Source organism: Actinomadura sp. WAC 06369 (assembly GCF_003947565.1).
GTDB lineage: Bacteria > Actinomycetota > Actinomycetes > Streptosporangiales > Streptosporangiaceae > Spirillospora > Spirillospora rifamycini.
In genome coordinates, this window is the sequence record NZ_QHJN01000015.1 from 25,090 (window position 1) to 48,493 (window position 23,404).

General features: G+C 74.5%; 21 protein-coding genes. 15 read left to right on the forward strand and 6 right to left on the reverse strand.

Annotated features, from left to right (window positions below; translation table 11 throughout):
- The first annotated feature begins 164 nt into the window (after window positions 1-164).
- The 11 genes from DMH08_RS06615 to DMH08_RS06665 all read left to right on the forward strand — a co-directional run bounded on the left by DMH08_RS06615 (window position 165) and on the right by DMH08_RS06665 (window position 10,013).
- Entirely contained in the window at window positions 165-956 is a 792-nt protein-coding gene (locus tag DMH08_RS06615) for an oxidoreductase (protein ID WP_125612364.1), read from the forward strand.
- Between the two features lie 95 nt (window positions 957-1,051).
- Window positions 1,052-1,666 carry a pentapeptide repeat-containing protein gene (locus tag DMH08_RS06620; protein ID WP_026402948.1) on the forward strand — a complete coding sequence of 205 codons (615 nt, stop codon included), beginning with the start codon at window positions 1,052-1,054 and terminating at the stop codon, window positions 1,664-1,666.
- Between the two features lie 888 nt (window positions 1,667-2,554).
- Window positions 2,555-3,631: a septum site-determining protein Ssd gene (gene ssd / locus DMH08_RS06625; RefSeq protein ID WP_125612366.1), complete on the forward strand. Its 1,077-nt coding sequence runs from the start codon at window positions 2,555-2,557 to the stop codon at window positions 3,629-3,631.
- Window positions 3,628-4,779 (forward strand): TadA family conjugal transfer-associated ATPase, encoded by a 1,152-nt coding sequence (locus DMH08_RS06630; RefSeq protein ID WP_125612368.1) that lies wholly within the window; start codon window positions 3,628-3,630, stop codon window positions 4,777-4,779. The genes ssd and DMH08_RS06630 overlap by 4 nt, the downstream gene beginning before the upstream one ends.
- Window positions 4,776-5,462, forward strand: a complete 687-nt coding sequence (locus tag DMH08_RS06635) for a type II secretion system F family protein (RefSeq protein ID WP_125612370.1) — start codon at window positions 4,776-4,778, stop codon at window positions 5,460-5,462. The genes DMH08_RS06630 and DMH08_RS06635 overlap by 4 nt, the downstream gene beginning before the upstream one ends.
- Window positions 5,463-6,254: a type II secretion system F family protein gene (locus DMH08_RS06640; RefSeq protein ID WP_125612372.1), complete on the forward strand. Its 792-nt coding sequence runs from the start codon at window positions 5,463-5,465 to the stop codon at window positions 6,252-6,254. It begins immediately after the preceding gene.
- A 78-nt stretch (window positions 6,255-6,332) separates the two neighbouring features.
- A complete protein-coding gene (locus tag DMH08_RS06645; RefSeq protein WP_034518214.1) occupies window positions 6,333-6,512 on the forward strand; it encodes a DUF4244 domain-containing protein in 180 nt (59 codons plus the stop codon).
- Window positions 6,513-6,523: 11 nt separating this feature from the next.
- The gene (locus DMH08_RS06650; protein WP_125612374.1) at window positions 6,524-6,868 is read left to right on the forward strand and encodes a TadE family type IV pilus minor pilin; all 345 of its coding nucleotides are present in this window, start codon (window positions 6,524-6,526) and stop codon (window positions 6,866-6,868) included.
- Window positions 6,869-7,096: 228 nt separating this feature from the next.
- On the forward strand, window positions 7,097-8,356 hold the full coding sequence (locus tag DMH08_RS06655; protein ID WP_026402941.1) for a hypothetical protein: 1,260 nt from the start codon (window positions 7,097-7,099) through the stop codon (window positions 8,354-8,356).
- 78 nt (window positions 8,357-8,434) lie between these two features.
- Entirely contained in the window at window positions 8,435-8,803 is a 369-nt protein-coding gene (locus tag DMH08_RS06660) for a hypothetical protein (RefSeq protein WP_125612376.1), read from the forward strand.
- Between the two features lie 361 nt (window positions 8,804-9,164).
- Window positions 9,165-10,013, forward strand: a complete 849-nt coding sequence (locus DMH08_RS06665) for a phosphotransferase (protein WP_199747648.1) — start codon at window positions 9,165-9,167, stop codon at window positions 10,011-10,013.
- A 19-nt stretch (window positions 10,014-10,032) separates the two neighbouring features.
- On the opposite strand, the gene DMH08_RS06670 is transcribed toward DMH08_RS06665, so the two are convergent.
- Window positions 10,033-12,318, reverse strand: coding sequence for a DEAD/DEAH box helicase (locus DMH08_RS06670; protein ID WP_125612380.1), 2,286 nt, complete (start codon window positions 12,316-12,318; stop codon window positions 10,033-10,035).
- Between the two features lie 239 nt (window positions 12,319-12,557).
- Here DMH08_RS06670 and DMH08_RS06675 point away from each other — a divergent pair, with 239 nt between their 5' ends.
- The 4 genes from DMH08_RS06675 to DMH08_RS06690 all read left to right on the forward strand — a co-directional run bounded on the left by DMH08_RS06675 (window position 12,558) and on the right by DMH08_RS06690 (window position 17,124).
- Window positions 12,558-12,911: an STAS domain-containing protein gene (locus DMH08_RS06675; RefSeq protein ID WP_026402937.1), complete on the forward strand. Its 354-nt coding sequence runs from the start codon at window positions 12,558-12,560 to the stop codon at window positions 12,909-12,911.
- A gap of 11 nt (window positions 12,912-12,922) precedes the next feature.
- On the forward strand, window positions 12,923-13,360 hold the full coding sequence (locus DMH08_RS06680) for an ATP-binding protein (protein WP_026402936.1): 438 nt from the start codon (window positions 12,923-12,925) through the stop codon (window positions 13,358-13,360).
- Between the two features lie 530 nt (window positions 13,361-13,890).
- Window positions 13,891-16,320 (forward strand): sodium-translocating pyrophosphatase, encoded by a 2,430-nt coding sequence (locus DMH08_RS06685; RefSeq protein WP_233617443.1) that lies wholly within the window; start codon window positions 13,891-13,893, stop codon window positions 16,318-16,320.
- Window positions 16,321-16,653: 333 nt separating this feature from the next.
- Entirely contained in the window at window positions 16,654-17,124 is a 471-nt protein-coding gene (locus tag DMH08_RS06690) for a SixA phosphatase family protein (protein WP_026402935.1), read from the forward strand.
- 16 nt (window positions 17,125-17,140) lie between these two features.
- Here the strand turns inward: DMH08_RS06690 and DMH08_RS06695 are convergent, their stop codons facing one another.
- From DMH08_RS06695 to DMH08_RS40000, 5 genes are all read right to left on the reverse strand, one after another.
- Window positions 17,141-19,390 carry an FUSC family protein gene (locus DMH08_RS06695; RefSeq protein ID WP_125612382.1) on the reverse strand — a complete coding sequence of 750 codons (2,250 nt, stop codon included), beginning with the start codon at window positions 19,388-19,390 and terminating at the stop codon, window positions 17,141-17,143.
- Between the two features lie 198 nt (window positions 19,391-19,588).
- Complete coding sequence (gene serB / locus DMH08_RS06700; protein ID WP_026402933.1) at window positions 19,589-20,788, reverse strand: phosphoserine phosphatase SerB; 1,200 nt, start codon at window positions 20,786-20,788, stop codon at window positions 19,589-19,591.
- 65 nt (window positions 20,789-20,853) lie between these two features.
- Window positions 20,854-21,822 (reverse strand): S-adenosylmethionine:tRNA ribosyltransferase-isomerase, encoded by a 969-nt coding sequence (locus DMH08_RS06705; protein ID WP_125612384.1) that lies wholly within the window; start codon window positions 21,820-21,822, stop codon window positions 20,854-20,856.
- Window positions 21,819-23,189, reverse strand: a complete 1,371-nt coding sequence (locus tag DMH08_RS06710) for an MFS transporter (protein ID WP_125612386.1) — start codon at window positions 23,187-23,189, stop codon at window positions 21,819-21,821. The genes DMH08_RS06705 and DMH08_RS06710 overlap by 4 nt, the downstream gene beginning before the upstream one ends.
- Window positions 23,186-23,326 (reverse strand): hypothetical protein, encoded by a 141-nt coding sequence (locus DMH08_RS40000; protein ID WP_158642260.1) that lies wholly within the window; start codon window positions 23,324-23,326, stop codon window positions 23,186-23,188. The genes DMH08_RS06710 and DMH08_RS40000 overlap by 4 nt, the downstream gene beginning before the upstream one ends.
- Window positions 23,327-23,404 lie beyond the last annotated feature (78 nt).

Genomic DNA, 23,404 nt, shown 5'->3' on the forward strand with positions numbered 1-23,404 from the left:
GCCCCGGACGCGCCCGCCCCCGATGCTCGCAGTGACGATCGACACATCCCACCTTCCCAGGTGGGGCGCCCCGGAACCGTACGCTCCCCGCGGGTCCCGGGCCCGCGCCGGGGGCGCCCCGGGGCGGCGTCCGGGCGGCGGCGGCCACCGCATAAGGTCGGGCCGTGACCGATGCCCTCGCACAAGTAGCGAACCTCCCCGGCGTGACCGACGCCGTGAACGACGCGCGCAAAGCCGTCGACCGGCTGCTCGGTCACCGGATCCTGCGCCGCCGCAGCGCCGACGTCTCCACCGAATCCGCGCTGCGCGGCGCGCGCGCGACGGCCGTCCTCGAGGGCGCCGCCGTCGACCTCGAGGTCCTGCGCACGACCGACGACCCCGGCGACCCGCTCGTCCACGGCGCGCTGCGCGTGTCCGCCGAACTGGGCTCGCTCGCCGAGACGTGGCGGCACGCGCCCCGGCAGGTCCTCGCGCGCCTGCACGTCCTCGCCGCCGCCGACGCGGTGGACGCCGCCGACCTCGGCCGCCCGCGCTCCGACGGCCGTCCGGTCACCGACGTCCTCGGGCTGGGCGACCCGCCGTCCCCCGCCGAGGTCGCGGCGCGCCTCGACGCGCTCAGCGGGCTGCTCACCGGGACGACGAAGGCGCCGGCGCTCGTCGTCGCGGCGGTCGTCCACGGCGAGCTGCTCACGCTGCGGCCGTTCGGCTGGGGCGACGGCCTCGTCGCCCGCGCCGCGCAGCGGCTCACCCTCGTCGCGCGCGGCCTCGACCCGAAGTCGCTCGCCGCGCCCGAGGTCGGTCACCTCGAACTCGGCGACGAGTACGCGGACGCCCTGCGCGCCTACGCGTCCGGCACCCCGGACGGCATGACCGCCTGGATCCGGCACTGCTCGGCCGCCGTGGCCGCCGCCGCCCGCGACTCCCAGGCGATCTGCGAAGCGCTGATGCGCGGCTGACGTCGGTCGCGGCTGACGTCCGTCGCGGGTGCGGCCGCGGGTCCGGGTTCGGGTGCGGCCGCGGGTGTGTCGGAGGCGCGTGTGAAGCTGGCTCAATGGCCGATCGCAAGGACGGACGTCCGGCCGCGCCCACGGAGAGCACGATCAGGGGCGCCGACTGGGACTCGCGCGACCTGACGGGCGAAGAACACGAACGCGTCCTGTTCCTGGACGTCGACATGACCGAGGCCCACGGGACGGGCGCGAGTTTCGTCGACTGCACTTTCCGGGGCGTCCGCTTCAATGTCTCCGCTCACACGGACACCGCGTTCATCAACTGCACGTTCGTTCGTTGCGGTTTCTTCGACTCGACGTTCGACGGCTGCAAACTTCTCGGCAGCATGTTCGACGGCTGTACGTACGACCTCATGAAGGTGCAGGGCGGCGACTGGTCGTTCACCGGCCTGCCGGGTGCCGACCTGCGTCGCGCGTCCTTCACGGACGTGCGTCTGCGGGAGGCCGATCTCACGGGTGCGCGCTGTACCGGGGCGACCCTTCGCGGTGTCGATCTTTCCGGTGCGTGGCTCCGGGCCGCGGACCTGTCCCGGTGTGATCTCCGCGGCAGCGACATTTCGACCGTCGATCCCCGGACGGTCGAGTTGGCGGGCGCGCGGATCGACCCGCACCAGGCGGTCGTGATCGCCGAATCGCTCGGCCTCGACGTCCGCTGAGGTTCCGGAACGCTCGTCCGTACCGTTCCCGGACACGACGAGCGGCGCCTCAGCGCGAGGCGCCGCCGCCAGTCACGTCACACCGGGTTACCAAGCGTGCACCTCGTATCCGTCGGATCGGGTCAAGCCCGTCTCGACGCGCCTCCCGCGGCTGGTCGCGCGTGGGTGCCCGGCTGCCGTGCCCGGACAGATGTCCGTACTTCTGGTGTACGCCCTGTTTGCCCAGTTGGCAAGGCCCATTCGGGAAAATGGCGACTACACGCCACAACAGCGACGGCCCGCCCGTCGCCGTCCTCCTCGCCTGACACCCGCCATTCCGGACTAACCACAACTATCACCCAGAAACCGAAATCGATCACGGACGGTGATGATTGCTTTTTGGTTGCGGTGTTCGAAGGATCTTTGCCGTTCCGGTACGCTCCCACTTCCGCCACGTTGCACGCCGCGCGTGCGACGGGACGGTGCCGCGCGGTCGCGGCCGCCCGCCCGGATGCTGTGATCGTTGTAGTCAGATGAGAAAAAACATCATCCAACGGGCGAGTTTGCGACTCGACGGAACTCTCGACGGTCGGGCAGCATATGTTGTATCCGCCTAGACTGGTGATGCAGCGACTTTGCTCGCCCTATAGGACGGGCTTACGTCCGGTTTAGCCTGATCTCCCCTGAGTCTTTCTTGGGAAAGCGGACCGGCTCTACCCCCCCGGAGCCGGATCCGTTCGGCGACCCCCGCTCTCCCCCCCGGCGGGGGTCGCCCAATCTCCCGCGGGCGGGCGTGCGGCACCCCTCGGGCCGCCGCCCGCCCGCGAAGTTATCCACAGCCCCGCGAATCCGTGCCGCTCCTTCGGACGCCGCCGCAAGGTGGAGACCTCCGGACCCGAAGGAGCCTCCATGAACCTCGCGGCACTGATCGTCACCGGCGATCCCGGCACCGCCGACGCCCTGCTGCGGCTCGCCGCCGCGGCCGACGCCCACGCGGAGGTCGCCCACGACGTCGGCGAGGCGCGCCACGCCTGGTCGTGGCCCGCGCTCGTCCTCGTCGGCGCCGACGCCGCCGGCGACGTCGCGGCGAGCGGCCTGCCCCGCCGCGCCGGCGTCGTCCTCGTCGCCTCCGCCGCCACCGCCGACGCCTACCGGATGGCCGTCCAGGCCGGCGCCCAAGACGTCGCCGTCCTCCCCGACCACGAAGACTGGCTGATCGGCGCGTTCGCCACCGCCGCCGAACCCGACGCGAACCGCGCCGCCGTCGTCTGCGTCGTCGGCGCCCGCGGCGGCGCGGGCGCCAGCGTCCTCGCCGCCACCCTCGCGGTCACCGCCGCCGGCACCGGCCTGCGCACCCTCCTCGCCGACGCCGACCCCCTCGGCGGCGGCATCGACCTCCTCCTCGGCCTCGAGGAGCACGAAGGCGTCCGCTGGCCCGACCTCGCCGAGCGGCGCGGCCGGCTCGGCACCGCCGCCCTCCGCGACACCCTCCCCGGCGACGGCGACCTGTCCGTCCTCTCCTGGCGCCGCGGCGAACCCGTCCCGCTCACCGGCGAGGCGACCGCGTCCCTCCTGGAAGCGGCGGTCCGCGGCTTCGACCTCGTCGTGGCCGACGTCCCCCGCTACCCCGGCGACCTCGGCCGGGCGGCCCTGCGCGCCGCCGACACCGCCTACCTGCTCGTCCCGGCCGAGGTCCGCGCCACCGTCGCCGCCGACGGCCTCGCCGCCGCGCTCCGCCGCGAGACCGCCGACCTCCGCCTCGTCGTCCAGGGCCCGTCCCCCGGCGGCCTGACCGCCGACGGGGTCGCCCGAGCCCTCGACCTCCCGTCCGCCGGCGCCTTCGAACGCGACCGCCGCCTCCCGGCCGCCATCGACGAGGGCGAACTCGCCGCCGTGACCCGCCGCGGCCCCCTCACCGACTTCTGCCGCGACCTCCTCGACGACCTGGCCCTCCAGCCCTCCGCGTACCGCGAGGAGGCGGCATGACCCGGCTGTCGGACGCGGTGCGCGGGCGGCTGGCGGACACGGGCGCCGAACCGACGGCCGGCCGCGTCGCCGCCGCCCTCCGCGCCGAGGAGCGCCTCCTCGGCGACCGGGAGGTCCTCGCCCTCACCGACGAGCTCCGCGCGGAGTTCGTCGGCGCCGGCCCCCTCGAACCGCTCCTGCGCTCCCCGGACGTCACCGACGTCCTCGTCAACGGGCCCGACGAGGTCTGGGCCGACGCCGGCGGCGGGCTCGTCCGCACCGACGTCCGGTTCCCCGGCGAGCCCGCGCTGCGGCGCCTCGCGCAGCGGCTCACCGCGGCGGCCGGCCGCCGCCTCGACGACGCCGCGCCCTACGCCGACGCCCGGCTGCCCGGCGGCGTCCGGCTGCACGCCGTCCTGCCGCCCGTCGCGCCCGGCGGCACCTGCCTGTCCCTGCGGCTCCCCCGCCGCCGCGCGTTCACCCTCGACGAGCTCGTCGCCGCCGCGACCGTCCCGCCCGAGGGCGCCGCCCTGCTGGCCGCCGTCGTGGCCGCCCGCGCGGCGTTCCTCGTCACGGGCGGCACCGGCACCGGCAAGACGACGCTGCTGAGCACCCTGCTCGGCTCCGCCGGCCCGTCCGAACGGCTCCTCCTCGTCGAAGACTCCGCCGAGCTGCGCCCCGACCACCCGCACGTCGTCCGGCTGGAAGCCCGCCCGCCCAACATGGAAGGCGCCGGGGGCATCACCCTGAACGACCTGGTCCGCCAAGCCCTCCGCATGCGCCCCGACCGCCTCGTCGTCGGGGAGGTGCGGGGCCCGGAGGTCGTGTACCTCCTCCAGGCGCTCAACACCGGCCACGAGGGCGGCTGCGGCACCCTGCACGCCAACACGCCCGCCGACGTCCCCGCGCGCCTCGAAGCGCTCGCGTGCGCCGCCGGGCTCACCCGCGAAGCCGTCCACAGCCAGCTCGCCGCCGCCCTCGACGTCGTCGTCCACCTCGCCCGCGCCCCCGCGGGCGCCCGCCGGGTCGCGGAGGTCGGCGTCTTCCAGCGCGCGCCCGACGGGCTCGTCGCCGTCCACCCCGCCGTCTCGTTCACCCCCGCGGGCGAGACGGTGCACCATCCCGGCGCGGCGGCCTTGGCGGCCCGGCTCCACCCGCACTGGCCATGACGGCCGCGCTCGCTGCCCTGTGCGTCTCCGCCGCGGTCTGGACGCTCGCGGCGCCGCCCCGCGCGGCCGGACGCGTCCGCGACGTCCTCGATCCCCGCGCACCCCGGCCCGCCCTCACCGCCCACCTGAGGACCCTTCGTGAACGCCGCACCCGCACCCGCCGATGGCGCACCTCGGTCATCGAGCTCTGCGACGGCATGGCCGCCGAACTGGCCGCCGGCAGAGCCCCCGAGGACGCCTTCGGCGCGTCCGCGGCCGTCCTCGACCCGCCCATCGCGAAGGAGCTGCTCGCATGCCGCGACCTGGCGACACTCGCGACCGTCCCCGGCGCCGAGGGCCTGCGCCTCCTCGACGCGTGCTGGCGCGTCGGCTCCGAGCGCGGCGGCACGCTGGCGACCGTCCTGGACGGCCTGGCCGCGGCCCTCCGCGACGAGGAGGCCCAGCGCCAGGACGTCTCCGTCCAGCTCGCGGGCCCCCGCGCCACCGCCCGCCTGCTCGCCGTGCTGCCGCTGCTCGGCATCGCCATGGCGGCGGCCCTCGGCGCACGCCCCCTGTCCTTCCTCTGCGGCTCGCTCCCCGGCCTCGCCTGCCTGGTCGCCGGCGTCGCCCTCAACGCCGCCGGCCTCGCCTGGACGGCGCGCCTGGCCAGGAACGCCGAGTCGCCCCGACCCCCGGGACGCTGAATGCTCACAGCGCTGGCGGCCGTGCTCTGCGCGGCGACGGCCGTCCACCTCCGCACGCGACGCGCCTCCGGCCGAAGACTCGCCCGATGCTTCCGCACCCCGCGAAAGACCGGCGCCCGCCCGAACGGTGCCCGCCCGACCGGCGCCCGCCCGACCGGCGCCCGCCCGAACGGCGCCCGCCCGGACGGCGTACTGCTCCGCCGCACCGCGGCGGCCGCCGCGGGCGTCCTCACCGTCCTCCTGTTCGGCCTCCCCCTCGGCCCCCTGCTGGCCGCCCCGGCCGCCGCGGCCGCCTGGTACGCGTGCACCCGCCTGGACGGCGCCGACCGCGCCCGCCGCCGGGCACGGCTCGTCGCCGACCTCCCCGTCGCCGTGGACCTCCTCGCCGCCTGCCTGCGCGGCGGCACCCCCTGGCAGGACGCGGTGGACGCCGTCGCGGGCGCCGTCGGCGGCCCCCTGGGCGACGAACTCGACCGGGTGTCGGCGCAGATCCGCCTCGGCGCAGACCCGGCCGCCGCCTGGCTCGCCCTCACCGGCGAACCGGCCCTGGCGCCCCTGGCCCGCGCCGCCGTCCGCGCGACGTCCCACGGCGCCGCGCTGGCGCCGTCCCTCGCCCGGCTCGCCCGAGACCAGCGGCGGACGGCCCGCACCGCGGCCGCCGCACGCGCCCGGGCCGCGGGCGTCCGCGTCCTCGCCCCGCTGGGCCTGTGCTTCCTGCCCGCGTTCGTCCTCCTCGGCGTCGTCCCCGCCGTGGCCGGCATCGCCTCGACGATCCTCGTCCCCGCGCCATGAGTTATCCACAGCCCCCGCTTCCCCTGACGCCCTGCCACCCCATCCCGGAACCTGAAGACAACCGACACGGAGGACCCCATGAACCCGATGCAGCGCTGGAAGAACAAAGAGGACGCGGGCATGTCCACCGCCGAGTACGCCGTGGGCACGATCGCCGCGGCGGCCTTCGCGGGCCTGCTCTTCAAGATCGTGACCGGTTCGGAGGTCCAGGAACTGCTCTTAGCGATCGTCGAACGGGCCCTCCGACTCGCCGACTGAGGGACGGGGGCATGGCCACGGCGGAGATCGCCGTGGCCCTCCCCGCCCTGGTCCTGGTCACGGCGATCGTCCTGTGGGCGATGGCGGCCGTCTCGACCCAGCTCGCGTGCAACGACGCCGCCCGAACGGGCGCGCGCGCCGCGGCCCGAGGCGAATCCCTCGCCGCGGTACGAGCGCTGGTCACCGAGGCCGTCCCCGAGGGCTCGACGGGGGTCGACACGGCGACGTGCACGGTCCGGGGAGACGTCGTGGAGGTGCGGGTGGTCGTGAGAGTGAAGGGACCAGGGAAGATCGGTGATCTACAAATCGTTTCGCGGGCCAGGGCTGGCCCCGTGGGGGATATGGGCGTAACCTGACGCGACCCAGTTCGTTGAACTGAACGTCAATAGGTCGCGACCGGAGCCACTGCCATCTCACTTGTCACCCATCTGTGACTTTCGTTACCGGTTGGTACGTTACGCTGCCGTAAGCCCCCGCTCATGACTCGGCACAGTGAGCCCCGCGACCCGGACGCAGTCGAAGGGATTGACGCCGTGACCATCATTCGCAGGATCGGTGCGATCGCGCTTGCGACCCCTCTTGCGATGAGCATCCCGGTCATCGCCGCGCCGCCCGCCTCCGCCGAGTCGGTGGTGGTCGCCCCCAAGGACGGCGCCGTCATCACGAGCGGAACCGAGATCACCGCCGAGGCGAACGCCGACCTCAAGCTGGCGAAGGTCGAGCTGCGGGTGAGCGGCCCCGGCGTCGGGGACAAGCTGCTGGACGAGCACTCGCTCGCGGCGGGTGAGCTCTCCGGGACGTTCCCGATCGCGCACAACGGGGCTTACAAGGTCTACCTCACCCACTGGACCGGCGAGCTCGCGGCCAGCAACTTCACCGTGAAGGTGCCCCCGGCGACGCCCTCGGGGGTGTCCGCGGGCGTGTCCGGCGGCAAGCTCGTCGTGAAGTGGGGCATGGGCTCCGAAGCCGACCTGGAGGGCTACACGCTCAGCGGGTCGGGCGTGAAGCCCGCGGCCGGATCGGTGGGCACCTTCTGCAGCGGCGGCCAGTGCTCCGCGAGCCTGCCGCTGACCCAGGAGAACGGCACCTTCGCCGTCGAGGTCCGCGCCAAGCGGTCGGACGGCGCGGGCGGCTCGGTGTACTCGGAGGCCGCGAGCGCGAGCGACGTCGTCGCCGCGGCGAACGTCCCGTCCGCCGGTGGCGGATCGACGTCGCTGCCGGCCACCGGATCGGTGCCGAGCGCCACGACCCCGCTGACGCCGTTCAACGAGCAGTCGCCGATCACGCTGCCGTCCGTCCAGCCCGACGGCGCGACCCCGGGCCTGGTCTACCCGGCGCCGGAGATCGCGGGCGACGCGCCGGTCGCGCAGAACATCGCGTCCACCGACCGGTTGCAGTGGGGCCAGAGCATCGGCATCGCGCTGGTGCTCCTGGTCGTCGCGGCGCACCTGGGCACGTGGACGCGGAGCCTGCGCGTCGCGTCCGCCGCGACGAGCGCCCGCGGGACGGCGGCGCGGATCGCGCGGGCCGGCACCGGGCGCAAGCGGGTCGCCAAGGCGCGGGAGCAGATCGCGCGCGCCGAGGCCGTCGCGAAGACCGGTCCTGCGAAGCCGAAGACGGCCAAGCCCGGCTCCGCCAAGGCCGCACCGGCGAAGGCGCCCGCCGCCAAGGCCGACTCCGCGAAGGGTTCCGCCGCGAAGGCGCCCGCCGCGCCGGGGGCGACGGCCACGATGCCGGCCCGGCCCGGGGCCCGGCGTGCGCCCGCCCGCAAGGGCGGCGACGTCAAGGGGCGGCGCCGTCCGGCGGGCGTCGAGGTGAAGGTGGCGCGCTCGCGGCGCAAGTGATCGGCAGGGGTGGCGACCGAAATGTCCGCGGTCTAGGCTGCGGTGCCAGTCGGACTCCCGGAGAGGAGAACCTCCCGCATGATCTTCCTGGGGCTGGTCCTGGTGCTGGCCGCCGTGCTCGCGGCGGTGGCGGTGATGCTGGACAACACGGGCGAGGCCGGGCTCACGGCGTTCGGTGACTCGGTGCCCGGAGTGACCGAGGAATGGCACGTGTTCATGGCCGGTGCCGTGGTCGCCGTGGTGTTCATGGCCGGTGTGATGGTGGCGGCGTTCGGGTTCAAGCACGCGATCGAGATGCGCAGGGAACTGCGGGACCTCCGGGACGAGCACGAGGAGTCCCTGCAGACCCTCGAGATGGAGCGGCGGAAGCTCCAGCAGGCGCTGGCGCAGGCCCGGCGCGGCATGGGCGACGAGCCGTCCATCCCGGCCCAGCGCGTCGCCCCGTAGGCCGTACCGCCGGGCGGCCGACCTGTGCGTCCCTTGAGGGCGGGCGTTGCCGTGAGTATCCGGGGTCGCGCGTCGCTCCGCACGTCGTTCTGTCGGGCGGCCGGCCTGTGTGTGCTGGAGGGCGGGCGTTGCCGTGAGTATTCGGGTCGCGCGTCGCTCCGCACGTCGTTCTGTCGGGCGGCCGGCCTGTGTGTGCTGGAGGGCGGGCGTTGCCGTGAGTATCCGGGGTCGCGCGTCGCTCCGCACGTCGTTCTGTCGGGCGGCCGGCCTGTGTGCTGGAGAGCGGGCGTTGCCGTGAGTATTCGGGTCGCGCGTCGTTCTGCTGGGCATGCCGGCCTGTGTGTGCTGGGGGGGCGTTGCCGTGGACGTTCGGGTCGCGCATCGCGCTTTGCTGCGCAGGCTGCTGCCTGAGGATGAGCTTGAGGCTCTCGCCGTGCGCCGGGGGCAGTTCCACCACGTTGTCGTCGGCTCGGCTCGCGTGGTGTGCCTGCCGCGTACGCGGGCGGCAGCGGCGCGGCTGCCGGCGCGGGCGGCGGGGCTCCGCACGCTCGGCGGGCTCGACCTGGGCTTTCGCACACCTGAGCCGCTGCTCGAAGGCGGCGCCGACGGGGTGCCGTTCCTCGTGCTCGACCGCATCCCCGGGGAACCGCTGGACGGTGCCGCGCTGCGCGACCCGCGCGCGGCCGATGCCGTTGCGGCGCAGTACGCCGCGCTGCTAGCCGGGCTGCGCCGCGCCGGTGCCGACGCGAAGGTGCGCGCGGCGCTGCCTCGGGAGCCGGACGACCGGTGGCGCCGGTTCGGGGACGGCGTGCGCGCGGAGCTGTTCGGGTTCATGTCGGACGACGGGCGCAGGCGGGCCGAACGGGAACTCGGGGCGCTCGACGGGATGCCGCAGGACGGACGGGCGGTGGTGCACGGCGATCTCGGTGCGGAGAACGTCCTGTGGGAGTGGCGGGCCGGACTGCCGCGCCTCGCCGGAGTGCTCGACTGGGACGACGTCGCGCTCGGCGACCCCGCCGAGGACCTCGCGGCGCTCGCCGCCGGGCACGGGGACGACCTCCTGCGACGGCTGCTCGCCCCCGGGAGCGAGGAGGGGCTCGCCTCACGGGTCGCCGCGATCCGTGCGACCTTCGCCCTCCAGCAGGCCCTCGCCGCCGTCCGCGACGGAGACGAGGAGGAACTGGCGGACGGGCTGAGCGGCTACCGCTAGCACGGTCGGGTCTTCCGGGTCAGGGTGCGGCTTTCAGGAGGGCGTCCAGGAGGACGAGGGCGCCTTCCTTGTCGAGGGGGTCGTTGCCGTTGCCGCACTTCGGGGACTGGATGCAGGACGGGCAGCCGGTGGAGCACTCGCACGAGTCGATCGCGTCGCGGGTGGCGCGGAGCCAGGACGCGGCGTCGGCATAGCCGCGCTCGGCGAAGCCGGCGCCGCCCTCGTGGCCGTCGTAGACGAACACGGTGAGCAGGCCGGTGTCGGGGTGCAGGGCGGTGGAGACGCCGCCGATGTCCCAGCGGTCGCAGGTGGCGAACAGCGGCAGGAGGCCGATGGACGCGTGCTCGGCGGCGTGCGCGGAGCCGGGGAGGTCGAGGTCGAGGTGAGCGGTCTGCTCCTCCGACAGCGTCCACCAGACGGCGCGGGTGCGGAGGGTGCGCGGGGGCAGGTCGAGGGGCTTCTCGCCGAGCATCTCGCCGGTCTGCAGGCGGCGCATCTGGTACGCGACGACCTGCCGGGTGACGTCGACGGTGCCGAAGTTGAGGGTCGCCTCGCCCCACGCGGACGAGCGGAGCCGCTCGACGATGCCGATGTCGGTGACGTCCCGCGCGGTGGTGGAGTAGTCGGGTTCCGCGGGTTCGACGAGGGCGACGGAGTCGTCGAGGTCGAGGGTCCGGACGATGAAGGACTCGCCCTGGTGCACGTAGACGGCGCCGTCGTGGACGGTCGTGTGCGCGGACGCCTCGTCGACCGTGCCGAGGAGGCGCCCCGTGGACGCCTCGACGACCTGGACGGGCGCGCCGCCGGCGCCGCGGATGTCGGCGAGTTCGACGGCCTTGTCGCGGCGCGTCCAGTACCAGCCGGCGGGGCGGCGGCGGAGGAACCCGCGGCGGACGAGGTCGGGGAGGAGGTCGGCGGTGGCGGGGCCGAACAGTTCGGCGTCGGCCTCGGTGAGGGGGAGTTCGGCGGCGGCGGAGCAGAGGTGGGGTTCGAGGACGTACGGGTTGTCGGGGTCGAGGACGGTCGCCTCGACGGGGGTGCCGAAGATCGCCTCGGGGTGGTGCACGAGGAACGTGTCCAGGGGGTCGTCGCGGGCGACGAGGATCGACAGGGACGCCTGGCCGGAGCGGCCCGCGCGTCCGGCCTGCTGCCAGAGGGACGCGCGGGTGCCGGGCCAGCCGCACACGACGACGGCGTCGAGCCCGGAGACGTCCACGCCGAGTTCGAGCGCGTTGGTGCTGGCGAGGCCGACGAGGTCGCGGGAGCGGAGGGCGGCTTCGAGGGCGCGCCGCTCCTCGGGGAGGTATCCGGCGCGGTAGGCGGCGACCCGGTCGGGGAGGTCGGGGGACACGTCGGCGAGGGCGCGTTTGGCGCCGAGGGCGACGGATTCGGCGCCGCGGCGGGAGCGGACGAACGCGAGGGTCTGCACGCCCTCGACGACGAGGTCGGCGAGGAGGTCGCCGGTCTCGGCGGTGGCGGTGCGGCGGACGGGGGCGCCGCGCTCGCCGCGCAGGTCGGTGAGCGGCGGCTCCCAGAGCGCGAACGTCGCGGGGCCGCGGGGGGACGCGTCGTCCTGCACGGCGACGACGTCCAGTCCGGTGAGGCGGGACGCGGTGGTGGCGGGGTCGGACGTGGTGGCGGACGCGAGGACGAACGTGGGGGACGCGTGGTAGCGGGCGCAGACGCGGCGGAGGCGGCGGAGGATCTGCGCGACGTGCGAGCCGAAGACGCCGCGGTAGCCGTGGGCCTCGTCGACGACGACATAGCGGAGGCGGCGCAGGAACGACGACCAGCGGGAGTGGGACGGCAGGATCGACCGGTGCAGCATGTCGGGGTTCGTCAGCACGTAGTTGGCGTGCTGCCGGACCCAGGTGCGGTCCTCGCGGGGGGTGTCGCCGTCGTAGGCGGCGGCGCGGACGCGGGTGAGCCGCAGGGCGCGCAGGGAGCGGAGCTGGTCGGCGGCGAGGGCCTTGGTGGGCGAGAGGTAGAGGGTGGTGCCCTCGCGGTCGTCGTCGTAGATCGCGGCGACGGAGGGCAGCAGGTAGGCCAGGGATTTCCCGGACGCCGTCCCTGTGGCGATGATCACAGACCGTCCGGCGCGCGCGTGCTCGGCGGCGGCGGCCTGGTGCTCCCAGGGGGCGTCGACGCCCGCGGCCGCGAGGCGCTCCACGAGGAGCGGCGGAGCCCAGGACGGCCAGGGCGTGCGGCGGCCCTCACGTGCGGGGACGCGCTCGACGTGCGTGATGCGGTCCCGGCGCGTGGGGTCGGCCAGCAGCCGGTCCAGGGGAGATCTGTGCGCGCCCATCAGGTTTTCAGTTTGCCAGCCTGGGCAAAACAACGGGAACGCCCCGGCGCCGGTGGCCGATCCCCCCTGCCCTCGCAGCGGATCAGCAGGTCAGACGGGAGGCGCTGACTTTCGCCCGAGTGGGCGATAACGTGCGTACGCCGTGCCGGAGCGTGGTTGAATCACGGCGATGTCCCGCATGACCGGCCCCCGGCCGGGGATGTCGGGACCGGATTGTGCTGCACGGTGCTGGAGGATCTGTGGACCTGAAGGTGAACGACTACACCACCGACGATGGCCTCACCGTCATCAACGTGGAGGGCGAGATCGACGTCTACACGGCGCCGAAGCTTCGCGAGAAGCTCATCGATCTGGTCAACAAGGGGAAGTTCCACCTGCTCGTGGACATGGAGAAGGTCGAGTTCCTCGACTCGACGGGCCTCGGCGTCCTGGTCGGCGGGCTGAAGCGGGTGCGCGCGCACGACGGCTCCCTGGAACTGGTGTGCACCCAGGAGCGCATCCTCAAGATCTTCCGGATCACGGGGCTGACCAAGGTCTTCGGCATCCACGACTCGATCGCCGACGCCGAGGAAAAGCGCAAGGGCGCCAAGTAGGCGAAGCGGCTGTGGAGACCGTTGAACTGTCCATCAACGCGCGGCCCGTCCACGTCCGGACCGTCCGGTTGATCGTGACCTCCGTGGCGCGCCTCAACGGGGTCGGCGAGGACATCCTGGACGAGGTGAGGCTCGCGGTCGGCGAGGCGTTCTCGCGGGCCGTGGAGGCGCACGTCCGGCACTGCCCGGACGAGCCGATCCGGCTGGAACTGACCGGCGGGGACCGGCGCTTCGAGGTCACGGTGAGCGACACGGTGCCCGGGGACGATCCGGGCGGGCTGCCATCGGCGCCGGACGCGGACGACCTCGAGTACGGCTTCGGGGAGGGCGCGGCGGAGCTGGGACTGGCCGTCATCGCCGGGCTCGCCGAAGACGTCGACATCTCCGCGACGCCGAAGGGCGTCCAGATCCGGATGAGCTGGCCGGCGGAGGCCGAAGCGATCGTCTGAGCGCCCCCGGCATCCCGAAGGCCCCGCCCCGGCGGGGCCTTCGCCATGCGCGGCCCGAGCGCCCGGCGGACGGGCGGGGCCGCGGCGGTCTCGGTAATGCGGGTGCGGGGTACCGCTCGGGGATCTTGATATGAGATCGTCTTACCGGAAGATCGCGAATCGCCGGCCATTGCGGGCTGCTGTTAAACGGGGTTGTCGTTCGCCCTGAACTGGGTGGCGCGAGTGGTTCGTGTGCGGGGTGTGTCGGATGTCCGGTGTCAAGGTTGCTTTGGAGTAAGAGGACCCTTGCCCGGGTTGACCTGCGGAGATGTGGCGGGATTTCCGGTGAAGGTCAAATTCGAGCGTAAATTCCATTGCACGATGATGACGCTTTCGTTAAGCCTCCTGTGCCCTTCTTGATCAGAAGTCGCGTGCGTAGACTCGCGGCACGCGCGTTGCCGCGAGAGGCGTTCGAAATCACGACTTGCGGGGTAAGCGGTAAAGATCGACTTTGACGGTCGAGATCGCAACGCCCCTGTCGAGGAGGACGGATGTCTGGGCTTTCCGTGTCAAGCCCGGCCGGCGCTGAAGTGGATCTCGGCGGCGGCGACCTGTCCCTGGTCGTCGTCGTCGCGGTGATCGCGCTGCTGGCACTGGCCGTCGCCGCGGGACTGGTACGCGATGTGCTGGCCGCGGGCCAGGGCACCGAGAAGATGCAGGACATCGCGAAGGCGGTGCAGGTGGGCGCGGGCGCCTACCTGAAACGCCAGTTCCGCACGGTCGCGGTGTTCGTGGTGCTGATCCCGCTGGTGCTGCTGCTCCTGCCCGCGGACGGGGCGGGCGAGCGCATCGGCCGGTCGGTGTTCTTCGTCATCGGGGCGCTGTTCTCGGCCGTCACCGGGTTCACCGGCATGTGGCTCGCGGTGCGCGGCAACGTGCGGGTGGCGGCGGCCGCGCGGGAGGAGGGCGGCGAGCGGACGGCGATGCGGATCGCCTTCCGGACGGGCGGCGTCGCCGGGATGTTCACCGTCGGGCTCGGGCTGTTCGGCGCGGCCGTCGTCGTGCTCGCCTACCAGGGCGACGCGCCGCGGGTGCTGGAGGGGTTCGGGTTCGGCGCGGCGCTGCTGGCGATGTTCATGCGGGTCGGCGGCGGGATCTTCACCAAGGCCGCCGACGTCGGCGCCGACCTGGTGGGGAAGGTCGAGCAGGGCATCCCCGAGGACGACCCGCGCAACGCGGCGACGATCGCGGACAACGTCGGCGACAACGTCGGGGACTGCGCGGGCATGGCGGCCGACCTGTTCGAGTCGTACGCGGTGATGCTGGTGGCGGCGCTGATCCTCGGGACGACGGCGTTCGGCACGCAGGGGCTGGTGTTCCCGCTGCTCGTCCCGATGATCGGGGTGGTCACGGCGGTGATCGGCATCTTCGCGGTGGCGCCGCGGGCGGGCGACCGGTCCGGGATGACGGCGATCAACCGGGGCTTCTTCATCTCCGCGCTGATCTCGGCGGTGCTGGTCGCGATCGCCGCGTTCACGTACCTGCCGGGGTCGTTCGCCGAGCTGGACGGCGTCACGAACACCGATATCGCGGCGATGGACGCCGACCCGCGCTGGATCGCGCTCGGCGCCGTCCTCATCGGGATCGTGCTGGCCAGCGCGATCCAGCTGCTGACCGGGTACTTCACGGAGACGCACCGCAAGCCCGTCAAGGAGGTGACGGGCAGCGCGCGGACGGGCCCGGCGACGGTGATCCTGTCGGGGATCTCGCTGGGGCTGGAGTCGGCGGTCTACACGGCGCTGGTGATCGGCGGCGCGGTCTACGGGGCGTTCCTGCTCGGCTTCGGCAACACGACGGTCGCGCTGTTCGCGGTCGCGATGGCCGGGACGGGCCTGCTGACGACGGTCGGCGTGATCGTCTCGATGGACACGTTCGGCCCGGTGTCGGACAACGCGCAGGGCATCGCGGAGATGTCCGGGGACGTCCAGGGTGAGGCGGCGGGCGTGCTGGAGCGGCTCGACGCGGTCGGCAACACCACGAAGGCGATCACGAAGGGCATCGCGATCGCGACGGCGGTGCTGGCGGCGACGGCGCTGTTCGGGTCGTACCGGGAGACGGTGGTGTCGGCGCTGGACGACGCGTCGCGGGACGCCCGGGACGCGCTCGGCGACTTCCAGGCGTTCAGCCTGTCGATCGACAGCCCGAACGTCCTGATCGGGCTGATCATCGGTGCCGCGGTGGTGTTCCTGTTCTCCGGCCTCGCGATCATGGCGGTCGGACGGGCGGCGGGGCGGGTGGTCGTCGAGGTGCGCGACCAGTTCCGCACCAAGCCCGGCATCATGGACTTCAGCGAGAAGCCCGACTACGACCGCGTCGTGGACATCTGCACGCGGGACGCGCAGCGGGAGCTGGCCACCCCGGGCCTACTGGCGATCATGACGCCGATCGCGGTCGGGTTCGCGCTCGGGTACGCGCCGCTGGGCGCGTTCCTGGGCGGCGCGATCGCGGCCGGGGTGCTGATGGCGGTGTTCCTCGCGAACTCGGGCGGCGCCTGGGACAACGCGAAGAAGCTGGTCGAGGAGGGCGAGCTCGGCGGCAAGGGCGGCGAGGCGCACGAGGCGACGGTGATCGGCGACACCGTCGGCGACCCGTTCAAGGACACCGCGGGCCCCGCCATCAACCCGCTGATCAAGGTGATGAACCTGGTGGCCCTGCTGATCGCGGACGCGGTCGTGACGTACGCGGGCAACGTCCCGCTGCGCGTCGGCGTGACGATCGGGGCGGTCCTCGTCGTGGTCGCCGCGATCGTGGTCTCCAAGCGGCGGGTCGACCCGATCGCCGAACCGGCCGCCGCGGGCCCCGGGCCGTCCGTCGGCGGCGGCGGCGGCGCCGAGGCCCTCGATGAGCCGGTGCCCGCGGAGCCGCCGGTCGAGGCCGCTCCGCGCGCGGAGGGCGAGGAGTCGCAGGTCAACAAGGCGTGACCGCGCGGCGGGAGGGGGCCGGTCGCCGGGCCGGCCCCCTCCCGTGCGGGTGGTGTCGGGAGCACGGGCGACCGGTCGTACGCTGGACGTGGATGCGGCCCGGCGGTCCGGGCGCATGTGAGGAGACCGGGAGGCGTGGTGGCCGGCGGGAAGTCGACGATGTCAGGGCCCAAGGGGTTCGCCCTTGTGCTCGCCGGGATGCTCGGCATCATGGCGGTGCTGTGGGCGCTCGCCGCCCTCGTTGCTCCCTGACACGCGCCCCCTGAGGCGCGCCCCCGACGCGCGGCCCGTGACGCGCCTCCCTGGCGCGGGCGCCTGCCGTAGGGTGCGGGCATGCCGACCCTGATCGTGCTCCGGCACGCCAAGGCCGAGTCCGGGCTGGACAAGGCCGACATCGACCGCACGCTCGCCGACCGGGGACGCCGCGACGCCGCGGCCACCGGCGATTGGCTGCGCGCGCGCGGACTCGTCCCCGGGTACGTCCTCTGCTCCACGGCCGCGCGCACACGCGAGACCCTGGAGCTCCTGGCGTTCGACGATGCCGAGACGTCGTTCGAGGCGCGCATCTACGGCAACGACCCCGGGACGCTGCTCGACCTCGTGCGGGAAGCCCCCGAGGACGCCGCGACGGTCCTGCTGGTGGGGCACAACCCGTCCGTCCACCTGTTCGTCCACGACCTCGCCGGGGAGTCGCCGGACGCGTTCCCGACGTGCGCGCTCGCGGTCATCGACCTGCCGGGGAGCTGGACGGACGTCCGGGCGGGCGCGGGCACGCTCGGCACCGTGCGCACGCCGAAGGACTGAGCGGGACGGACGGGCGTCAGCGGCGGCCGGTCGCGGCGAACGACGCCTCGATGACCCGCCCGGCGTCGCGGCGCAGCGACCGGATCGCGTAGCGGGTGCCCGACACCTGCAGCAGCGCGTGCCGCAGCGGCGTGAACTCGTCCCGCCCGATGCCCGATTTGATCTCCGCGCGCCGCCGCCGGGTGATCGTCGAGAGGTGGTCGTCGAGGTCGGCGAGCTGCTCGCGGAGCTCCTCGACGGACGCGGCGTCCCCTTCGTCCCGCTGGTCCGGCGGGTCCTCGAGCACCGCCCCGGCCTCCTCGAGCTCGTCGGCGATCCGGTCGAGGATCTCGGGGATCGGGCCGGTGTCGACGGCCTCCTCGCGCGACATCCGCGACACCGCGATGAGGTGGTCGCGGACGCGGTGCGCGGCGCGCACGGCGGTGCGGAGCCGCGCGATCAGCTCGGCGTCCGGCACCCGCTCCTGCTCCAGCCGGTCGCGGGTCTCCGCGACGGCCTCCGCGGCCCGCTCCGCGGTGACGATCACGTCGTGCGGCAGCCGCACGTGCTCGCCCGCCAGGACGTCCGCCGTGGACCGGACGAGCGCGGCGTGCGTGTCGGTGAGCCGGCCGAGCTGCACGGGGAGCCGTTCGAGGTGCCCGGCGGGCCACAGCAGCCGGACGGCGAGGTAGGCGAGCAGGGTCCCGGCGACGGTGAGGGCGACGCGCTCCCCCGCGGTGCGCCAGTCGGACGGGACGGAGAAGTAGAGCAGCATCATCGCGAGCGGGGTGCCGAACAGCGCCCAGTACGCGAAGTTGACGGAGCGCATCGCGAACCCGGCGAACGCGAACACCATGACGATCAGCGCGATCGTGAGCTGGCCGGGCGCGAGGGTCAGCAGCACCGCCGCGACGATCGACCCCGCGGCCGTCCCGCCGACCCGCTGGACGAGCCGCTCGACCGTCTCGCCGTAGGTGGCGCGGAGGCTGAGCATCGCGGTCAGCGTCATCCAGTGGCCGTGCGACAGGCCGAGCGCGGCGGCGAGCGCCATCGACAGGACGGCCGTCAGGAAGACGCGGGACACCTGGCGGAACCGCGGCGACCGGGTGGCGACCGCGTTGCGGATCCGCTCCCACGCGCTCAGCGGGTTCGCTTCGGGGATGCGGGGCGGCCCGAACCCGAGCCGCAGCCCGCCCGCGGTGAGGCGCCGCGCGGACGCGACCTCGCCGGCGATGCGGTCGATCGAGCGGCGCACCTGCCCGATGAGCGCGACCGCGACGAGGTCCTCCTCGCCCGCGAGGCCGGCGCGGCGGACGCCTTCGGCGGCGCGGCCCATCCGGCGGACGGCCGCGGACTCCTCCCCGCCGAGCGGCGCCTCCCCGGACGTCGCGATCGCGCCCGCGAGCAGTCGCAGCCGGGCGGCGAGCGCGGAGATCGCGGTCTGCGCCTCCATCTTCCACTCGCGGTCCGGCGGGTAGTTGCGGGCGGCCTCCACGACGGCCTGGAGCGTGACGGTCTCGTGCAGGACGCGGGCGAGCGCGTCGATGAGCCGCTCCGGCCGCGTGGGGTCCTCCCGCCCCCGGTCGGACCGGTACAGGCCGAACGTGGTGCGGGCGGCGGTGAGCGACTCGGACGCGGCCCGGCGCCGCTGCTCCCAGTCGGGGAGCCGGGTGACGGCCAGCAGGTCCGGGTTCGTCAGCTCGACGGCGTCCAGCGGGGCGGGGTCGGGCGCGTCGACGTGCTCGGCGACGGCGTCGAGGGCTTCGGCGACCGCGTCGGCGGCGTCGCTCAGCGCGGTGTTCAGCGGACGGAGCCGCCGTGCGGGCCATGGCGCGAGCAGCAGCGCGGTGGTGAACGCGCCGCCGATGAGTTCGAGCAGCCCGACGTCCAGGACGACGTCCGGCTGCCGCGGCCGGATCGCGGCGAGCAGCACGGCGAGCCCGGCGGTCGGCCCGATGCGCGGCACCGCGACGCCGAGCGCGATCAGCGGCGGGACGATCGCGACGGCGAGCCACGTGTTCCCGGCGAGGAACCCCCCGACGGTCGAGCCGACGGCCACCACGACGACGGCGAGCCCCAGATCGCGTGCGCGCGCGCCGTACGGGCCTTCGGGGGTCCGCAGGGCGACCAGGTACGCGCCGAGCGCGACCATCGAGCCCTGCGCGGCGTGCCCGGTGAGCGCGCCCGCGAGCAGCGGCACGGCGACGGCGAGCGCGGCCGCGACCCCGTACCAGGGCGCCGCACTCCCCTCAGCCTGCGCGTACGCTTCGCGCGCACGCTCCCACACCGTTGCCCTCCAAGATCACCGCCCGCACCACCGGCCTACCCTGGTGATCAACGGTACGAACGGTGAACGGCGACTCCGCCCGGTTTCATTCCGCGCAGAGGCCCGCGGTGACCCGGAACACCCCGGTTTCGGCCGCCGCGGGTTACAGGGAACGGGTTACAGGGAACGGGTTACAGGGAACGGGTTACAGGGAACGGGTTACAGGGAATCCGCCGCGTCGGCGGCTTCGACTTCCTCGCGGGAGATGCCGAGGAGGAAGACGATCGTGTCCAGGTAGGGGACGTTGACGGCGGTGTCGGCGGCCTCGCGGACGACGGGCTTGGCGTTGTAGGCGATGCCGAGGCCCGCGGCCTGGAGCATGTCGAGGTCGTTGGCGCCGTCGCCGATCGCGACGGTCTGGGCGACGGGCACGCCGGCCTCGCGGGCGAAGCGCTCGAGGGCGGCGGCCTTGCCGGGGCGGTCGATGACGGGGCCGACGACGCGGCCGGTGAGCTTGCCGTTCTCGATCTCGAGGGTGTTCGCGGCCGAGTAGTCGATCCCGAGGTCGTCGACGAGGGCGTCGGTGACCTGGGTGAACCCGCCGCTGACGATCGCGAACTTGTAGTCGAGGCGCTTGAGGGTGCGGACCATGGTGCGGGCGCCGGCGGCGAGCTTGAGCCGGTCGCGGACGTCGTCGATGGCGGCGGCGTCCAGTCCGGCGAGGAGCGCGACGCGCTCGCGGAGGGAGCCCTCGAAGTCGAGTTCGCCGCGCATGGCGGCCTCGGTGACCTTGGCGACCTCGGTGAGGCAGCCGGCGTGCTCGGCGAGCAGCTCGATGACCTCGCCCTGGATGAGGGTCGAGTCGACGTCCATGACGATGAGCCGCTTGGCGCGCCGGGACAGCCCGCCGGGCTGGACGGCGACGTCGACCTGGCGCTCGGCGGCCTCGGCGGCGAGACCGGCGCGCAGGGCGTCGGGGTCGGCGCCGGAGACGTCCATCTCGATGCAGGTGACCGGGGTGCTCGCGAGGCGCTCCATGCGGTCGATGTTGGCGCCGTGCGCGGAGATGCGGCCCGCGATCCCGGCCATCGCGGCGGGGGTGAGGGGCGCGCCGAGGACGGTGACGTGCAGGCGTCCGCGCCGCTTCGGGGTGCGCGAGTCGCGGCCCGTGGAGAGTTCGACCTCCATGTCGAGGTCGCTCGCGACGCGTTCGGCGGCGTTCCACACGCCGCCCATGTCGGCGTCGGCGGTGTAGGCGACCAGCACGCCGAGGACGAGCCGGCCGCGGATCACGACCTGCTCGACGTCGACGACGGTGATCGGGAAGTCCGACAGCGTCCGGAACAGGCGCGACGTCACGCCGGGGCGGTCGCGTCCGGTGAGTGTGATGAGCAGCGTGCGCTCGGCTGACCCGTCCATGCTGGGGTCCACGCTACCGGCTCGCGGCGCCGCACCCGGGTGTGACGTCCGCCATGTGAGACGGGTCAGGGCAGGAGCAGGTGGGAATCGCCGAACTCGCGGAACAGGTAACGCTCGTCGAGCGCGGCCCGGTACACGCTGTTCACGAGGCTGTGACCTGCGATGGCGGCGAGCGCCGCCAGGTGGGGCGAGCGGGGCCCGTGCAGGCCGGTGAGGAGCCCGTCCACCGCGCGGACGCCCGATTCGGGGGTGACGACGCGGTCGGTCCATCCTTCGGACGCCTCGACGCGCCCGGACGCGGCGGCCGTCTCGAGCGCCCGGACGGCCGTGGTGCCGACCGCGATGACCCGTCCGCCCTCGGCCCGGACGTGCCGGACGAGCGCGGCGCCGGCGTGCAGGGTGATCGGGGCGAGCAGGACGCCGCGGGACACCAGGCGCGTGACGAGGTCGGCGGTGAAGGGCCGGGCGGCGCCGGGCATCGCGGCGCCGCCGGACGACGGGTCGTGCGCGAACACGGTCTGGTAGGCGGCGATGGGCTGGTCGTGAGGGACGGCCCCGTAGCGGACGGGCGTGCCGTGGCGGCGCAGGTACGGGACGACGTCGGTGTCGAGGCGGGCGCGCCAGAGGCGGTCGGTGCGGCGGTCGACGAGGGTGAGGGTGGCGCCGCCGGGCAGCGGGATCCACTCGCCGGGCGACCCGCCCGGGTAGGGGCGGGTCGTCGTGCCGGTGAGGCGGCGCAGCTCGACGAGCCAGAGGCGGTCGGCGGCGTCCGGGACGGGGGTGGAGAAGTGGACGCCGATGCGGTCGAGGCGGACGGCGGCGGGCAGCGTCGCGGCGGTGTTGACGACGAGGAGGTCGCCGGGGCGCAGGAGGCCGGGCAGGTCGCGGAAGGCGTGGTGGGACACCTCGCCGGTGGCGCGGCGGCCGACGAGGAGGCGGACGCCGTCGCGGGGCCGGCCGCGCGCCTCGGGCGGCTCGCGGGCTTCGAGGCCGGGGGGCACGGCGAAGTCGGCCGTCTCGGGGACGGTGGTCATGTCCGGGCCTCCAGGCGGAGCGCGGCGGCGATGCCGAGGGCGGCGACGGCGGCGAGCGCGGTCCCGGCGGCGGTGAGGCCGAGTTCGAGGCGGTCGGGGCCGAACGCGGCGACGAGGGCGCCCGCGGTCCCGACGACGACGGAGGTGCCGAGCATGTCGCCGATCTGCAGCGCGGAGGAGTTCACGCCCTGCTCCTCCTCGCTGGAGCCGGCGAGCAGCAGGACGCTGAGGCTGCCGACCGCGAGGCCCATCCCGGCGCCGCCGATGAGCCAGGCGGGGGCGGCGGCCCAGCCGCCGAGCCGGAGCGCGACGGTGACGGCGGCGATCCCGGCGGTGACGCACACGGCGCCGAGCCGCACGAAGAACGCGCGGGAGCGCTTCGAGCGCCCCTGGTACTGGGACGCCGCGGACCAGCCGAGCGCGGCCACGGTGAGGACGATCCCGGCCTCGGCGGGGCCGAAGCCGTGCAGGGACGTGAGGGCGAGCGGGATGAAGACGTCGGTGCCCATGAACGCGCCGGACAGCAGCCCGCGGGTGAGGATGATGCTCGGCAGGCCGCGGCGCATCCGGAACGTCCCGGCGGGCAGCAGGCGCGGCAGCCCGAACGCGAGCCCGGCGAGCCCGGCGGCGACGGCGGGGACGATCGCCCAGCCGGGCGCGTCGAGGCCGTAGAGGAAGACGGCGGCGCCGACGGCGACGGCGACGGCCGCGACGGCCCGGCCGCCGGGGACGGACGCGCCGGGGGCCCGTTCGGGGGGCTCGGTGCCGCGCAGGGCGCGGACGAGCAGCAGGGTCGGCGGGACCACCAGGGGGATGAGCCCGAGGAACACCCACCGCCAGCCGACGTGCTCGGCGAGGACGCCGCCGACGGCGGGGCCGACCAGCGCGGGCAGCACCCACGCCGCCGACTCGGCCGCGAACACGCGGGCCCGCAGCGATTCGGGATAGATGCGGGCGACCACGACGTACATCGCGACCATCGCCAGTCCGGTGCCGATGCCCTGGACGGCGCGTCCGGCGACGAACACCCACATGGCGGGCGCGGCGCCCGCGACGGCGAGCCCGGCGACGAACGTGCCCAGGCCGATGAGGAACGGGCGCATCGGGCCGGACCGGTCGATCCAGCCGCCCGCGAGGACCGTGGACAGCAGCCCGGCGATCAGCGTGGCGCTGAACCCCCACGCGTACAGGCCGAGGCCGTGCAGGTCGGCGGCGACGGCGGGCATGACGGTCGTGACGGCCATGGACTCGAACGCCAGCAGGGTGACGACGAAGACGATCCCGAACGTGGGCCCGCGGTAGCCGGGGCCGAGCACGCGCGGTTCGTCCCGCGCCTCGGCGCCGTCGGGGTGCAGGGCGGTCGTCATCGGGCGCCCGCCCCGGCGGCGCGCGGGCCGGCGGCGTCCCGCGCGCCGGCGACGAGGGTCCGGCCGTCCCGGGCGAGGCCGCGGGCGAGGGGCCGGCCGAGCCCTCGGGGGGCTCTGGTGGTCGGTGCGGTGTTCATACCCCGGGACGCTAGGCGTCCGGGCACGTCAGGGGCATCGGGCGCGGGCCCGGCGGGGGCTCGGCACATGGTCGTAGG